This is a genomic window from Pseudomonas sp. KBS0710, assembly GCF_005938045.2.
In the GTDB taxonomy this organism is placed as follows: Bacteria; Pseudomonadota; Gammaproteobacteria; order Pseudomonadales; family Pseudomonadaceae; genus Aquipseudomonas.
This window is the reverse complement of record NZ_VCCF02000001.1, coordinates 1021248-1037282: the sequence shown is the minus strand read 5'-3', so window position 1 is coordinate 1037282 and position 16035 is coordinate 1021248. Positions and strand designations below refer to the sequence as shown.

General features: G+C 60.2%; 13 protein-coding genes. 5 read left to right on the top strand and 8 right to left on the bottom strand.

From position 1 onward, the window contains the following. The first annotated feature begins 29 nt into the window (after positions 1-29). A complete protein-coding gene (gene xdhC / locus FFI16_RS04925; protein WP_138814363.1) occupies positions 30-869 on the top strand; it encodes a xanthine dehydrogenase accessory protein XdhC in 840 nt (279 codons plus the stop codon). Positions 870-884: 15 nt separating this feature from the next. Then, positions 885-2189, top strand: coding sequence for a guanine deaminase (guaD, locus tag FFI16_RS04920; RefSeq protein WP_138814362.1), 1305 nt, complete (start codon positions 885-887; stop codon positions 2187-2189). Between the two features lie 70 nt (positions 2190-2259). Here the strand turns inward: guaD and FFI16_RS04915 are convergent, their stop codons facing one another. Further along, positions 2260-3024, bottom strand: coding sequence for a GntR family transcriptional regulator (locus FFI16_RS04915; RefSeq protein ID WP_003175499.1), 765 nt, complete (start codon positions 3022-3024; stop codon positions 2260-2262). Between the two features lie 214 nt (positions 3025-3238). Between FFI16_RS04915 and FFI16_RS04910 the strand changes: the two genes are divergently transcribed. Continuing rightward, positions 3239-4426 carry a benzoate/H(+) symporter BenE family transporter gene (locus FFI16_RS04910; protein ID WP_138814361.1) on the top strand — a complete coding sequence of 396 codons (1188 nt, stop codon included), beginning with the start codon at positions 3239-3241 and terminating at the stop codon, positions 4424-4426. A gap of 37 nt (positions 4427-4463) precedes the next feature. Here FFI16_RS04910 and FFI16_RS04905 read toward each other — a convergent pair whose 3' ends face one another. Further along, entirely contained in the window at positions 4464-4808 is a 345-nt protein-coding gene (locus FFI16_RS04905; RefSeq protein WP_017134776.1) for a YggL family protein, read from the bottom strand. 236 nt (positions 4809-5044) lie between these two features. On the opposite strand from FFI16_RS04905, the gene dacB reads away from it, so the two are divergent. Next, positions 5045-6505, top strand: a complete 1461-nt coding sequence (gene dacB, locus FFI16_RS04900) for a D-alanyl-D-alanine carboxypeptidase/D-alanyl-D-alanine-endopeptidase (RefSeq protein ID WP_138814360.1) — start codon at positions 5045-5047, stop codon at positions 6503-6505. Positions 6506-6525: 20 nt separating this feature from the next. Here the strand turns inward: dacB and FFI16_RS04895 are convergent, their stop codons facing one another. Together FFI16_RS04895 and rlmKL are read right to left on the bottom strand one after the other, a co-directional pair. Next, positions 6526-8910: a diguanylate cyclase gene (locus tag FFI16_RS04895; RefSeq protein ID WP_138814359.1), complete on the bottom strand. Its 2385-nt coding sequence runs from the start codon at positions 8908-8910 to the stop codon at positions 6526-6528. A 151-nt stretch (positions 8911-9061) separates the two neighbouring features. Next, positions 9062-11326, bottom strand: coding sequence for a bifunctional 23S rRNA (guanine(2069)-N(7))-methyltransferase RlmK/23S rRNA (guanine(2445)-N(2))-methyltransferase RlmL (gene rlmKL / locus FFI16_RS04890; RefSeq protein ID WP_138814358.1), 2265 nt, complete (start codon positions 11324-11326; stop codon positions 9062-9064). A 532-nt stretch (positions 11327-11858) separates the two neighbouring features. On the opposite strand from rlmKL, the gene rmf reads away from it, so the two are divergent. Beyond that, on the top strand, positions 11859-12074 hold the full coding sequence (gene rmf, locus FFI16_RS04885; protein WP_002553055.1) for a ribosome modulation factor: 216 nt from the start codon (positions 11859-11861) through the stop codon (positions 12072-12074). A 136-nt stretch (positions 12075-12210) separates the two neighbouring features. On the opposite strand, the gene FFI16_RS04880 is transcribed toward rmf, so the two are convergent. From FFI16_RS04880 to sctC, 4 genes are all read right to left on the bottom strand, one after another. Continuing rightward, positions 12211-13230, bottom strand: coding sequence for a quinone-dependent dihydroorotate dehydrogenase (locus FFI16_RS04880; protein WP_138814357.1), 1020 nt, complete (start codon positions 13228-13230; stop codon positions 12211-12213). 85 nt (positions 13231-13315) lie between these two features. Next, positions 13316-13771 (bottom strand): transglycosylase SLT domain-containing protein, encoded by a 456-nt coding sequence (locus FFI16_RS04875; protein ID WP_138814356.1) that lies wholly within the window; start codon positions 13769-13771, stop codon positions 13316-13318. Then, positions 13764-14156 (bottom strand): winged helix-turn-helix domain-containing protein, encoded by a 393-nt coding sequence (locus tag FFI16_RS04870; protein WP_138814355.1) that lies wholly within the window; start codon positions 14154-14156, stop codon positions 13764-13766. Before FFI16_RS04870 ends, FFI16_RS04875 begins: the two co-directional genes overlap by 8 nt. A gap of 206 nt (positions 14157-14362) precedes the next feature. Next, a complete protein-coding gene (gene sctC, locus FFI16_RS04865) occupies positions 14363-15820 on the bottom strand; it encodes a type III secretion system outer membrane ring subunit SctC (protein WP_138814354.1) in 1458 nt (485 codons plus the stop codon). Between the last annotated feature and the right edge of the window lie 215 nt (positions 15821-16035).

Sequence of the window (16035 nt, the reverse complement as noted above, 5' to 3'; positions counted from 1 at the left end):
GCGTGAGAACGATCTGACTGGAGGTGACTATGAACAACTGGATCAGCGCCCTCGCCGACCTGCAGAACCAGGGTGAACCCTGCGTGCTGGTGACCATCATCGAAGAGCTCGGCTCCACGCCGCGCAACGCTGGCTCAAAAATGGTGATCAGCGCCGCGCACACCTTCGACACCATCGGCGGCGGGCACCTGGAATACAAAGCCATGCAGATCGCCCGCGACATGCTGGTGCGCGGCCAGCAAAACACTCACCTGGAGCGCTTCAGCCTCGGCGCCAGCCTGGGCCAGTGCTGCGGCGGCGTGACGGTGTTGCTGTTCGAACCCATGGGCCAGGTGCAGGCGCAGATCGCGGTATTTGGCGCCGGCCATGTCGGCCGCGCGCTGGTGCCGTTGCTGGCGAGCCTGCCGTGTCGGGTGCGCTGGATTGACTCGCGTGATCAGGAGTTTCCAGAACACATCCCCCAGGGCGTGCGTAAAATCGTCAGCGAAGAGCCGGTCGACGAAATTGCCGACCTGCCGGTGGGCAGTTACTGCATCGTGATGACCCACAATCACGCGCTGGACCTGGAACTGACGGCCGCGCTGCTCAAGCGCAATGACTTTGCCTATTTCGGCCTGATTGGTTCAAAGACCAAACGGGTGAAGTTCGAACACCGCCTGCGTGATCGCGGCTTTGACACCGCGCAACTGCAACGCATGCGCTGCCCCATGGGCCTCAACGAGGTGAAGGGCAAACTGCCGGTGGAGATCGCCATCTCCATCGCCGGCGAAATCATCGCCACCTATAACGCGAATTTCGGCCAGCACACTGCGAGCGCCGAACCTATTGCCAAACTGCTGCCGGTTTCGCGCCGCAGCCAAGCTATCTAAACCATTGAGATCACCATGCCTTTGACTCGCAAAGCCTACCGCGCCGCCATTTTGCACAGCATCGCCGACCCTGCTGAAGTGGGGATCGAAGCCTCTTATGAGTATTTCGAAGACGGCCTGCTGGTCATCGATAACGGCCAAATCAGCGCCTTGGGCCACGCCAGCGATTTGCTGCCAACCCTGCCCGCCGACATTGACGTGACCCATTATCAGGATGCGCTGATCACGCCCGGCTTGATCGACACCCATATCCACCTGCCGCAAACCGGCATGGTCGGTGCCTATGGCGAGCAGTTGCTGGATTGGCTCAACACCTACACCTTCCCGTGTGAAAGCCAGTTCGCCGACAAGGCCCACGCCGAGGAAGTCGCGGACATCTTCATCAAGGAACTGCTGCGCAACGGCACCACCACCGCATTGGTATTCGGCAGCGTGCACCCGCAGTCGGTGAATGCGTTCTTTGAAGCCGCCGAGAAACTCGACCTGCGCATGATCGCCGGCAAGGTGATGATGGACCGCAACGCGCCGGACTACCTGACCGACACCGCCGAATCCAGCTACCAGGAGAGCAAGGCGCTGATCGAACGCTGGCACGGCAGGGGCCGTTTGCACTATGCCGTTACGCCACGTTTTGCGCCGACCAGCACCCCGGAGCAACTGGCGCTGGCCGGGCAACTGCTGGGCGAATACCCGGACCTGTACATGCAGACGCACATCAGTGAGAACAAGCAGGAAGTCGAGTGGGTAAAAGAGCTGTTCCCGGAGCGCAACGGCTACCTGGACGTGTACGACCATTACAAGCTGCTGGGCGAGCGCTCTGTGTTCGCCCACGGCGTACACCTGTGTGATGACGAGTGCGCGCGCCTGGCGCAGACGGGTTCGGCCGTGGCGTTCTGCCCTACCTCGAACCTCTTCCTGGGCAGTGGCTTGTTCAACTTGCCGATGGCCGAAAAGCACAAGCTGAATGTCGGCCTGGGCACTGACGTGGGCGGTGGCACCAGCTTCTCGCTGCTGCAAACCCTGAATGAAGCCTACAAGGTCATGCAACTGCAGGGTGCGCGCTTGAGCCCGTTCAAGTCGCTGTACCTGGCCACGCTGGGCGGTGCGCGGGCGCTGCGCCTGGAAGACAAGATCGGAACGTTGCAGCCGGGCACGGATGCGGACTTTCTGGTGCTGGACTACAACGCAACGCCGCTGCTCAGCTATCGCTTGAAGCAGGCCAATAACATTGCCGAGACGTTGTTTGTGTTGATGACGCTGGGGGATGACCGGACGGTGTTGCAGACGTATGCAGCGGGTCAGTTGGTGCACCAGCGCTAATTTCAGCAACACCACAAAACAAATGTGGGAGCTGGCTCCCACATTTTTAGTCCCAGGCGAACCTGCAAAATTACAGTTTGACCGAAGAACGCCCTGGCTTCTTGGTCTGCAACAAATGCGAGAACACCGCGTGCAAATCATCCGACGCGCTTTCCTCGTCGAGGTTGAGCTTGCTGTCGATGTGATCCATGTGGTGCATCATCAAATTCACTGCCAGTGCCGCGTCGCGTGCTTCAATCGCATCGATCAGTTGAGTGTGCTCATCGTAGGAACAGTGCGAGCGGTTGCCGCTTTCGTACTGGGCGATGATCAACGAGGTTTGTGACACCAGGCTGCGCTGGAAGCTGATCAGCGGCGCATTCTTCGCCGCCTCGGCAAGCTTCAAGTGGAACTCGCCGGAAAGACGGATACCGGCACCACGATCGCCGCGTGAGAAACTGTCGCGCTCATCGTTGACCATCTGGCGCAGTTCGGCCAATTGCTCGGCGGTGGCGTGTTGCACAGCAAGCTCAGTGATCGCTCGCTCCACCAGTCGCCGGGCAAGGAATACCTGGCGGGCTTCTTCTACACTCGGGCTTGCCACCACCGCACCACGATTGGGCCGCAGCAGCACCACGCCTTCATGGGCCAGGCGCGAAAGCGCGCGGCGGATGATGGTGCGGCTGACGCCGAAGATTTCGCCCAGTGCTTCTTCACTCAATTTGGTTCCGGGCGCCAGGCGTTGCTCGAGGATGGCCTCGAAGATATGCGCATAGACGATATCGTCCTGGGTTCCGCTGCGACCAGCCTTGCCGGCTCGCGGTTGTTTCTTGAGAGGTTGCAACTGTTCGTTCATGGGCACTCGGGTTTAGAGAACGGCGGCGAATTAACGGTAATACGTCAACAGCGTGTCGCTGGCAAGTATCACCTAAAAACAGGGCACATTGTACACAACCCAGTGCGCCAACACACTGTACGGCTATTTGCGGCGGCGGCTGTATTGCAATGAGTGGTTACGTTTGAGTTTAGGCTTGAATTCGCTTTTTCCCAGGTAAAAGGAACACCTCTCCATGACCGACGCCACTCAAGCGCCCTTGCGCCCATTGGCCGACACTTCTGCGTCGGCCGTCGTCGCCGGCTTCATCGCCATGATGACCGGCTACACCAGCTCGCTGGTGCTGATGTTCCAGGCCGGCCAGGCCGCCGGCTTGACCACGGCGCAGATTTCTTCGTGGATCTGGGCGATCTCCATCGGCATGGCGGTGTGCAGCATTGGCCTGTCGTTGCGCTATCGCACACCGATTACCATTGCCTGGTCCACGCCCGGCGCAGCGCTGCTGATCACCAGCCTGGGCGGTGTCAGTTACGGCGAGGCGATCGGCGCGTACATCACCTGCGCCGTGCTGGTCACGCTCTGCGGGCTGACCGGCAGCTTTGAAAAACTGGTCAAGCGCATTCCCGCCTCATTGGCGGCGGCGCTGCTGGCGGGGATTCTGTTCAAGATCGGCAGCGAGATTTTCGTCGCCGCGCAACATCGCACCGGGTTGGTGCTGGGGATGTTTTTCACCTACTTGATCATCAAGCGCTTGTCACCGCGTTATGCCGTACTGGCTGCGCTGGTGATCGGCACTCTGTTGTCGGGGCTGATGGGCTTGCTGGACTTCAGCGGTTTTCACCTGGAAGTGGCCACACCGGTGTGGACCACGCCGCACTTTTCGCTGGCGACCATCAGCATCGGCATCCCGTTGTTCGTGGTGGCCATGACCTCGCAGAACATGCCCGGCGTCGCCGTGCTGCGCGCCGACGGCTACACCGTGCCCGCCTCGCCGCTGATCACCGCCACCGGCCTGGCCTCGCTGGTGCTGGCGCCATTTGGCTCCCACGGCATCAACCTGGCAGCCATCAGCGCGGCGATCTGCACCGGGCCACATGCCCATGAAGACCGCAACAAGCGCTACACCGCGGCCGTCTGGTGCGGGATTTTCTACGGAATCGCCGGGGTATTTGGCGCCACATTGGCAGCGTTGTTCGCAGCCCTGCCAAAAGAACTGGTGCTGTCGATTGCAGCGCTGGCGTTGTTTGGCTCGATCATCAATGGCTTGAGTATCGCCATGAATGAGCCCAAGGAGCGGGAAGCGGCGCTGATCACCTTTATGGTCACCGCGTCTGGCTTGACGCTGTTTTCCATCGGCTCGGCGTTCTGGGGGATTGTGGCGGGGGTGCTGACGCTGCTGATTCTGAACTGGCGCAAGGCATAAAAAAACGGCGACCCGAGGGTCGCCGTTTTTTTTAGTATCACTTAGCCGCGTTGATCGGCTTTTCCGGATACCACACGTCCAGCAGTGGGCTGACTTCAGCGCTTTTCAGTTCGCTGCGGCCTTTGAGCCAGCTTTCAACAGCTGCGCGTTGCTCTTCGTTGACCGAGCCACGCTTCTGCAGGCAAACCAGACCGAAGTCATCGCCGCCGACATAGCCCAGACCGTTGGCTTCCATGGCTTCTTTGATGAATGCTTCGAGGAAAGCATCGGTAGCTTCTTCACTCAGGTCTTCTTTGAAGTCCAGGTTCAGTTCGAAACCCAGCTCTTGAAATTCATCAACGCACAGTTTTTTGCGCAGACGCTGGGAACGGTTAGTCGCCATTGGAACAATCCTCTTAAGTAATAACGGCCGGCACTTTAGCAGTTTAGGGCGACCTTTGCCCGACTCTCTGGGACGGACGGCTATTAGTCTGCAAAAAAACCCTTAATACCGGCTATGGTTCAGCTACAACTGGATGCACCTTGGGGCATAATGCCGACACTTTCGTGACCAATGAGGGATTTTCTTCCATACCCCTCGCCTTTTTCACCCTTCTCAGCAGTAGGGTTCTACTTCTTATGATCAATTCTTTTCGTTCAGTGTTACTTGCCGGTTTTCTTCTACCACTGGCCTTTTCCGTCACCGCCGCGCCGATCAACAACACTCTGCCGCCGAATGTTCAGCAGGCGCTGCAGAAAGCCAAAATACCCAATACTTCGCTGTCCCTGGTGATGCTGCCTCTCACCGGCCCTGGGACGCCGACCGTGTTCAATGCCGACGTTTCGGTGAACCCGGCGTCTACCATGAAGCTGGTCACCACCTACGCGGCCCTGGAAATGCTCGGCCCCAACCACCAGTGGAAGACCGAGTTCTACACCGACGGCACCCTCAGCGGTGGCGTGTTGCGCGGCAACCTTTACCTCAAGGGTGGCGGTGACCCGAAGCTGAACATGGAAAAACTCTGGCTGTTGATGCGCGACCTGCGTGCCAATGGCGTACAGCAAGTCACCGGCGACCTGGTGCTGGACCGCAGCTTCTTCAACCAGCCGCAATTGCCTGAATTCAATGACGACGGAAACGACGAGAACAAGCCGTTCCTGGTCAAGCCCGACGCCCTGCTGGTCAACCTCAAAGCCCTGCGTTTTGTCACCCGCAATGACGCTGGCCGAGTGATCGTGTCGGTCGAGCCGCCGATCGCAAGCATCCGCATCGACAACCAGGTCAAAATCTCCAACGCCAAGCAATGCACCGGCGATGTGCGCTACAGCCCGGTCACCGCCGCCGATGGCAGCGTCACCGTGACCGTCAGCGGCCAGTTGGGCGATGGGTGCAGCTCGCAGACCTACCTGTCGCTGCTCGACCACGCCACTTACACCGCCGGCGCCGTGCGCGCGATCTGGCAGGAGTTGGGCGGCACCATCCAGGGCCGTGATATCCAGGCGCCCGTGCCCAAGGACGCTAAAGTGCTGGCCCGTGCGTTCTCGCCGGACCTGGCGGAAATCATCCGCGACATCAACAAATACAGTAACAACACCATGGCCCAGCAGTTGTTCCTGAGCCTGGGCGCGCAGTTCCGTAACGACGCCGATGGCGACGACGCCAAGGCCGCGCAACGCGTGGTGCGCCAGTGGCTGGCGAAAAAAGGCATCACCGCGCCGCACCTGGTGATGGAAAACGGCTCCGGCCTGTCCCGCGCCGAACGCGTCAGCGCCCGCGAGATGGCGGCCATGCTGCAAGCCGCGTGGAAAGGCCCCTATGCGGCGGAATACATCAGCTCGCTGCCGATTGCCGGCACTGACGGCACCATGCGCAAGCGCCTGAAAACCACGGCCCTGCGCGGCGAGGCTCACGTCAAGACCGGCACCTTGAATACCGTGCGCGCCATTGCCGGGTTCAGCCGCGACAACAACGGCAACACCTGGGTAGTGGTGGCGATCCTCAACGATTCGAAGCCATGGGGTGCGTCGTCGGTGCTCGATCAGGTGCTGCTGGACCTGTATCGCCAGCCGAAGCTGACAGCTGCAGCGCCAGTGCTCTAAAGGCAACACAGCTCCCACATTCAGGCGCGCAGGCGTTCCGCTTCCACGCGGTCGCGGCCCGCCTGTTTGGCCACATACACCGCCGAGTCCGCGCGCAGCAGCAGCCCGTCAATTCCTTCATTAATGCGCCAGCTGGCCACACCAAAGCTGGCGGTCACAACGCCCACCACCTCCATCGGTTCGGTGCGCAGCGACTGCCACAACTCCATCGCCAGGCTGTACGCCTGCTGGGCATCGGTATGCGGGCACAGCACCACGAACTCTTCGCCCCCCAAGCGGCAGAACACATCCGTGCGCCGCAGGCGCTGGCCGATGCGCTTGCACACCTCCTGCAACACGCCATCGCCCACGGCGTGCCCGTACTGGTCATTGATGCGCTTGAAGTGATCAATATCGAGCATGATCAGCGACAGCGTGCCCGTGGTTCGGTTGAGCCTGAGCATTTCGGCCTTGAGCCGATCCTGAAAATAACGGCGGTTATGAATGCCCGTCAGCGAGTCGGTAATCGACAGCGCACGTAGCTCCTCCTCGACGCGCTTGAGATCGGAGATATCCGACACGTAGCCGTGCCACAAGGTGCCACCGCCGGTTAACTCCTCCGGCGTGGCCTCACCGCGAATCCAGCGCAGGCCGCGTTGCGGCAACACCACCCGATACTCTTCGCGCCAATGGCTCAACTGCAGCGCCGACAGCCGGATCGACAGGCGCACCCGCTCCACGTCTTGCGGATGAATGCGTTCGAACACCTTGTCCGCGTCTTGCTGCAATACGCCCATGTCGATTTCATAGATATCGCGCATACCGTCGCTGGCATAGATGAAACGCCCTTTGCCCTTGGGTTCAAGGGTGAACTGAAAGATCCCGCCAGGCACGTGGGCACTGAGTTTTTTCAGTAGGCGGTCGCGCGCGGCCAACGCCTCGTAGGCGCGTTTTTGTTCGGTCACGTCCAGGTAGATCGCCAAGTGCCCGATCCACAAGCCATAGTCGTCCAGCAACACGGTGGTGAGCATATTCACCGTCAGGTAGCTGCCATCCTCGCGCAGTAATGTCCACTCGCGCGCCTCGTGCAGATTGTCCGGGCTTTCCACCAGCATCGCCTGGCTCGCCGGAATACGCTTGCCCAAGGTCACGCTCAAACTGGCCGCGCGCGCTTCGAGTTCCAGGGCCAGATGCAGGCTTTCCAGAGTCAGCCGCCCCACCACCGCCTCGGACTTGAACCCGAGCATTTTCTCGGCACCGGCATTGAAGGTGTTGATCACACCCCGCAGGTCAGTGGCAATGATCGCAACATGGGTGGCGGCGTTCAGCACACTGCGCAATTGTCCGTGAGCGGCGCGCAACTCCTGCTCCCTAACGTGCAACTGCTGCGTGCGCTGTTCCACCAGCTTGAGCGCGCGCTGGCGCTGGCTGACCAACACATACAGCAACGCACTGAGCAGCAGGCTGAGGAGCAAGCCCATGGCCAGGATGGTGTGCATCGAGGAGTGATTGGCCTGGTCGAACACCTGACTGGCGCGAATGCTCAAGGCGTACACATGGTCGCCGAGGGTGAGGCGGCGCGTGGCGATAAGGCTGCTGTCGCCTACGGCGTTGCTGGACGCGTACAGCACACGCTGCTGCGTGTCGGAGGTGTCGACGATCTGCATCACCAGGTTGTCGCGGTTGGGCTTGGGCAAGCCATCGGCAACCAGTTGGCGCATGCTGATCACTGCCATCACGTAACCATGGGGCTCGGTGTCGGCGGGTTTGCTCACGGGTGCCACCAGCAAAACCCCGGCAGCATAAGCTGGCTCCACGCCCACTAGTTGCATGGGTTGGGACACCGCAGGCCGGCCGCTTTTTTGCACCCGTTCAAGCACCGAACGGCGCAGCGGCTGGGCCAACAGATCAAATCCCAGGGGCGACCCCAGCAGGCTTTGGGTCTGGCTGTACAACACCGGCACATACTCGTCGCGCTCAGGCGCAGGCGCCAGCTCACCCGACGCGTTCAACTCACGAATGGCAAAAGGGCTGCCGCGCTGACGCGAAATCTCCTGTTCAAAAACGTTGCGCTGTTCGCGAAATATACGCGGCGCCCAGGCATAGGCGCGGGCGCGCAGAAGCAAAGGCTTGGCGAAACCATCGAACTCGGCGCGGGACACATCACTGGAATTGACGAAGAAGCGCTGCAGGCTGGCCAGGCGTTGCTCCTGGTCTTCAAAACGCTCCTGAAGGCGGGTGTAGCGCTCGTTGACCAACAACTGGAAACGCTGGCGCACTTGCTGCTGATAGAGGTCGGAGGCCGCCCAGGCGACGATGCCCGTCAGCGCGCCACCTGCCAATAACACCACCAATGCCACCAGCCAAGCCGACGCCTGCTCACTGATAAAGCCTAGTATTTTCGGGCGAACGGCTTGCATCGGCATAGGCAACACTCACAACGCCAGCGTGCGGGGGGTGTCACTTTGGCTAGGCGTTAAGTTATAGCCATGAGGCCGGCGTTTGACCAGTGCAAAAAAGCCGCAAGCCCGGAATAGTCCGGGCCTGCGGCTTTTTGGTGCAGCTTGAGTGTGTCAATCAGCGCGCGGTGATTTTCCACGCCCGGTGAATCTTCGCGTTACGGGCGAAGTCCGGGTCCAGGGTTTTGTCGCTGATTTCCTCGACCGCGTAGCGCTCGCTGAGGTTGTCCTCCAGCACGAACTTGCGGAAGTTGTTCGAGAAGTACAGCACGCCGCCCGGGGCCAGGCGCGCCATGGCCAGGTCGAGCAACTGCACGTGGTCACGCTGCACGTCGAAGATGCCTTCCATGCGCTTGGAGTTGGAGAAGGTCGGCGGGTCGATGAAGATCAGGTCGAACTCATCGCGGCAGGCTTCCAGCCAGGCCATCACATCACCCTGCTCCAGGCGGTTCTTGTCAGAGAAACCGTTGAGGGAGAAGTTGCGACGTGCCCAGTCCAGGTAGGTTTTGGACAAATCGACACTGGTGGTGCTGCGCGCGCCGCCCTTGGCTGCATGCACACTGGCGGTGGCGGTGTAGCAATACAGGTTGAGGAAGCGCTTGCCGGCCGCTTCCTTCTGGATACGCATGCGCATCGGACGGTGGTCGAGGAACAGGCCGGTGTCCAGGTAGTCGGTAAGGTTGACCAGCAGCTTCACGCCGCCTTCGCTGACCTCAGTGAACTTGCCTTGAGCGCTTTGACGTTCGTACTGCTTGGTGCCGCTCTGACGTTCGCGACGTTTGACCACCACGCGACTCTTGTCGACGTTCAGTGCCTGGGGAATCGCCGCCAGCGCATCGAACATACGGGCCGAGGCCTTTTCCGGGTCGATGGATTTCGGCGCGGCATATTCCTGCACGTGTACCCAATCGTGATAGAGGTCGATGGCCATGGAGTATTCCGGCATATCGGCGTCATACACACGGTAGCAGTCCACACCTTCGCGCTTGGCCCATTTGCCCAGCTGCTTGAGGTTCTTTTGCAAGCGGTTGGCGAACATCTGCCCGCCTTCGCTCAGGCGCGCCTGCTCAACCACCGGGGCTGGAGCCGGCTTGATCGGGTTGCCGTTCTTGTTGTACTGGCGCTCGACCGGCTCGGTCGGGGCCTGATCGTAAGCGGCTTGCTCACGTTCGGCCTGACGCTGTTCCGGGGTACGGCGCTCGCCGGTGACGAACTGGTCCGGGTTGACCTTGATCAGCAGCAATTTGCACGGCAATGCACCGTTCCAGAACGAATACTGTTTGTGGCTGCGAATGCCCATGCGTTTGCCCAGGTCCGGCGCGCCGGTGAACACCGCCGCTTCCCAGCCCATGCACGCCTGGCGCAGACGCTCGCCGAGGTTCTGGTAGAGGTACAACAGACTGGCTTCGTCACCCAGGCGCTCGCCGTACGGTGGGTTGCAGATCACCAGGCCTTTCTGGTTCTGGTCCGGGCGCGGCTCGAAAGTGCCGACTTCGCCCTGATACACCTTGATCCAGTGGCTCAGGCCTGCGCGCTCGATGTTGTTGCGCGCGGGTTGGATCAAGCGCGGGTCGGCTTCGTAGCCACGTACCCACAACGGCGGTTTGTTCATGCCGATGGCGGCACGCTCCGTGGCCTCGGTGTGCAGCTTTTTCCACAGCGCAGGCACGTGACCGAGCCAGGTGGTGAAGCCCCACAGCTCACGATTCAAGTTAGGCGCCATGTCGGCGGCGATCATTGCGCCTTCCACCAGGAAGGTGCCCACGCCACACATCGGGTCCGTCAGCGCGCCGCCTTCGGCCGCAATGCGCGGCCAGCCAGAGCGAATCAGGATCGCGGCCGCGAGATTTTCCTTCAAAGGTGCAGCGCCCTGTTGCAAGCGATAACCGCGCTGGTGCAGGCTGTGGCCGGACAGGTCAAGGGAAAGGATGGCTTCGCCACGGTCCAGGCGCAGGTGAATGCGCAGGTCCGGGTTGATCTTGTCGATGGACGGACGTTCGCCGGTCGGGGTGCGTAGCTTGTCGACAATCGCATCCTTGACCTTCAGCGCGCCGAAGTGGGTGTTGTCGATGCCCGAGCCGTGGCCACTGAATTCAACGGCCAGGGTGCCGTCCGGGACCATGTGGTCGGCCCATTCGATATCCAGCACGCCGTGGTAGAGGTCTTCGGCGTCCTTCATCGGGAAGCGCTTGAGCACCAGCAGCACGCGGTTGGCCAGGCGCGACCAGAGACACAGGCGGTAGGCGGTTTCCATGTCGGCCATGCCGCGCACGGCCGAGGTGTGCTCGCGGGCTTCCTCAAGGCCAAGCCCGACGGCTTCCTCGATCAGCAGGCCTTCGAGGCCCTTGGGGCAGGTGAGGAAGAGTTCAAAACGGTCCGACATGGGGCATTCCAGGCTTTTCAGCAATAAATGAACGGGCGACGCATCGCCGGCTCGGTTTTTAATCAAGCACTTTTCTTGAAGAGTGCTCGCGTGGCACGAATGTGCCGTTCCACCCCGGCTGCCGGGCTTTTGAGCCTTAATTGCCGGGGCAGATAAATAAATGTTTGCAACAAAAAGAAATATCCCGACCCTTCGTCGAATAATAACCGACTGCAACGGGCGGGCATTCTCACTAAAGGATTAAACCCATCCTCTATGCAGGGCACATCATAGCTGGGTTTGCCTAATAAATGGGGCGAAAAGCCATCCCAGCTTATGGCTATAGCATCGTTATCGTTACGTGCTTATGACAAAACGATCATTGAATCCATGTGACCTATTGGTTAGAACTCAACACAGGTTGGCGCCGTAACGACGCCGACACATAGGCTCGCCACGCCGGCAGCGAGCCCACCAACGGCAGGAAAACCCTGCCCGGCCCCAAGCGGGGCCGAAGGATATCTAGACAGTCAACAAGTGAGGGAAACACCCTATGAGAAGACTTAAGCGTGATCCGTTGGAAAGAGCATTTTTACGCGGATATCAATATGGCGTTCATGGTAAATCCCGTGAGCTTTGCCCATTTACTCTACCGTCGGTACGCCAAGCCTGGATCAACGGCTGGCGAGAAGGACGCGGCGACAACTGGGACGGTATGACTGGCACTGCGGGAATCCACAGACTCAACGAACTTCACGCCGTCGGCTGACACAGGGCACTTAATCCGACAACCACCTTGAAGATTTTGTAACGACTTAACCACGCACGTCCTATCCGGGCGGCGGGCTTCGGCCCAGGGGGCTCCTTTTGGAGCCCTTTTTAATGCTCGGAAATTGGCTGATCTATCAGCGCAAAGCCGCGATGGCATCCACCGACTCGCGAATCAACGCCGGGCCTTTGTAGATAAAGCCGGAATAGAGTTGCACCAGGCTTGCGCCGGCGGCGATTTTCTCGGCGGCGTGCTTGCCTTCGGTAATGCCGCCCACGGCGATGATCGGCAAACGCCCCGCCAGCTCAGCGGCGAGTACCTTGACGATATGGGTGCTCTGGTCCCGCACCGGCGCGCCCGACAGGCCGCCCGCTTCGTCACCATGGGCCAGCCCTTCGACGCCGACGCGGCTTAAGGTGGTGTTGGTGGCGATCACCGCGTCCATACCCGAATCCACCAGGGCCTGGGCGACCAAAACGGTTTCATCGTCGCTCATGTCCGGGGCAATCTTGATGGCCAACGGCACGCGCTTGCCATGGCGCACGGCCAGGTCTTCCTGACGTTGGCGCAAGGCTTCGAGCAATTGCTTGAGGGAATCACCAAACTGCAGGCTGCGCAGCCCCGGTGTGTTGGGCGAACTGACGTTGACCGTGACGTAGCTGGCGTGGGTGTAGACCTTGTCCAGGCAGATCAGGTAATCATCCACCGCGCGCTCGACCGGCGTGTCGAAGTTCTTGCCGATATTGATGCCGAGAATGCCGTTGTATTTCGCGGCTTGAACCCGCGACAGCAAGTGATCAACACCCAGGTTGTTGAAGCCCATGCGGTTGATGATCGCCTCGGCTTCGGGCAAACGGAAAATACGCGGCTTCGGGTTGCCCGGCTGTGGCCGTGGGGTCACGGTGCCGATTTCGACGAAGCCGAAACCCAGTTGCGCAAAACCATCGATGGCCGCGCCGTTCTTGTCCAGACCCGCAGCCAGCCCGACCGGGTTGGGGAAATCGAGCCCCATCACCGACACTGGCATTTTTGCCGGCGCCTTGTATACCAGGCCATTGAGCCCCAGGCGGCCACCGGCACCAATCAAGTCCAGGGACAGGTCGTGGGAGGTTTCCGGGGAGAGTTTGAACAACAGCTGGCGGGCCAGGGTATACATGGGCGGGCTAGACTCGGATGGCGGCGAAAGGTGGCGCGATTATAGCCGGGGTGGCACGCCAGGTGCGAGGCGTGCCACCCAATCATCACGGGCGCTGTGCAACCAACGCCTCATACTGCGCCCAGATTTTTTCGGCATAACGCAGGCGCAATGCCTCGCGCCCAGGCGCTGGCCCGGCATTATAGGAGCCCACGGCTGTCCAGTTGTAACCGAAGCGCTGGATAAAGTCGGCCAGAATCGAAGCGCCCACTTCGATCGATAAACACGGCTCGGCCAGCAGCCTTTCCTCGGTAATCCCCTGCTTGGCCAGGCGAGGCAAGTGCATGCTATTGATCTGCATCAGGCCAATATCCCGCGAGCCATCGCTATTTGCCTCGTTCACCGCGCCAGTGCGTGCGCCCGACTCCACGACCGCAATGGCCTGCAACAGCTCCGGCTCGATGTCATACCGGCCGGCGACCTCCTCCCAGCAGTTGGCCCAGGCCGGGAAGCTGCCCATCAGCAGGCACAGCAGCAAGCCGTCGCGCAAACGCTTAATCATGATTCACCTGACCACAGGCCGAACAGACGCGCGCCTGCCCGGGCTGTCGTTGGATGTGTTGCCCAACGGTGACGGCACAGGTAAACCGATACCCCTTGCCATAGATCGTCTTGATAAAGCCTTTGTCTTTCCTCAAATGCTTGCGCAATTCATAGATGCAACGGGTGAGCGACTCCTCCGCAACCTCGCCACGGGACCAGGCCTGCTCGAGTAAACGGTCTTTGGTCATCAGCACACCACCGGATGCCAACAACAACCGCAGCACCTGCCACTCCTTGGGTGGTAGCTGAATATCCACACCCTCACCCGTTAACCGGCCATCAACATACAAGGTCCATCCGGCAAAAAACCACGAGGCCGCCAGCCCTTCATTCTCGAGGGTCATATTCACCTCTGTACCTGATCTACTGACATTGATTCCCTTGTTTCCAGAAACGGTCGATACGACAACCCCGCGACTATAGAAAGTCGGGCTCTGAACAACGTTAGGAAAAAACCCATGTAATCGAGGATTTGGGTGCGTATCACGTAGGACTTTTGGCTATCCCAGGCAACACATACCCACAAACCCGTTGATAGGCGCTCAAAGAGTTATTGAATTTCAGAGGCTTCGCGGTTTTCGCGCACAAATGCGCGCTGCACACGCTCATATTGGCTTTGCGTCAGCGGCGGCGGCCCGATAGCACCCGCCAGCATCCGCGACTCTGCGCCGACCGCCCGGGCCTGGATCACAAACAGCCGCACCTCGGCGCGCCGACCAGAACCCACGCCGCCCTCACGTTCAAACCCACCCAGCCACAACCGCCTGCCCAGAGGCACGCGCACCACCGTGTTGATTCCCAGCCGCCCTACTGCCCCAACCGAGCCAGGCTTGAGTTTGCTGTCCAGTTGACGGCCATCCTCAAGGGTCAGCTGCATTTCAATCTGATTCGCTGCCGCAAAGCGTGGTAGCACGCTGGCTTCGGTGCCATACCCCACCGGCTCCCACTTGCCGCTGTCGACACCAGGCTTGGGCAGGTAAAAAGTTTGGTTGGCCTGGAAAACCGCTGGAACATTCTCTTGCGTAAGCAGCACGGGAAACGTGGTGACCCTGGCTTTGCGTCGACGCTCAAGAACACCGAACTGTGCCATCAAGCGGCTGTCGTCCAAGGGCTCCAGCACGCGGGTCATGGAGGCTCCGGTGCCGGTTTCCAGAGCCCAGGCCACACCCATCTTGTCGAGTTCCTTACGGTCTACATCGATCTGCCACAGCGCCACTTCGATTGGCCGCTTGGGCTTGTCCAACTCCGCTACCAGCTCCTCTATCACCTTGACCTGATCAGGTTTGCCCTTGATCAATAAACTGTTGGAATCCGGGTAGGCCATCACCAATAGGCTCTTGTCAGCCAGCAAACCCGGGGGGCGCCGCTTGGTATCCTTCTGCTCGATAGCCAGCAGGTTCTCGATCATCGTGGCCATGCCCGGTACATTGACCTTTTCGTCGCCCATGATGTACTGACGGTCAGCCACATGGGTGTTGAACACCTGCACCAAGCCGAAGGCCTGTTTACCGACACGCACTTCGGTGCGCGGCCTGTCCATCAGTTGAGCCAGGTGCAGCACCTGGTCCACATAATTAGGTGGCCCGGAAACATAGAACGTGCGCGCGCCGCTCTCTCTGAGTGGATAACGTGATTCATCAAACCCCGAACGGCGCATGAACCCACGCAATCTGCCGACCGAAATGTGCCGCAGCGCGACCGCTGTGCTTTTTGCTTCGCTGGCGTCATACAGGTAAAGCACCTGCCCGTCGCTGTACCAGATCAGGCCCTGCTGCTCGGCGACTGTCTCGAGGGTCTGCTGCGCAGCCTCCAGATCGAAAGTGCCGCAAATGCGTCTACGCGCCGCTTCGCGGCTGACGACGATGGGCAACCCCAATGGAAGCGACAACGCACTGAAAAAGGTATGCAGGCTTTCATCCCGGGCCTCATAGCTCTCGCCCCAGGCGGGAACATTGGCCCACAGCAACGCACCGCACAGCAGCCAGCGGCATAGCTGGCGGGAGCTCATCGGTGGTAGCTCATCAGGGTCGGTGAATCGATAGGCAACTTGAGTGTTCCTGGCAGTCGGGCGCAAAGAAGCGGCCATACTGAAAGGCACTCGAGTTTCAATCTTGATGGAAAGGTGACGGCAGGCTTCATCCGCCTGCCCGTGGCATGTGCCTTGCTACGGACTCTGCATCAGAGCCCGCGCCAACGTCGGAGCAGGCTTGCAGACAAAGGCGT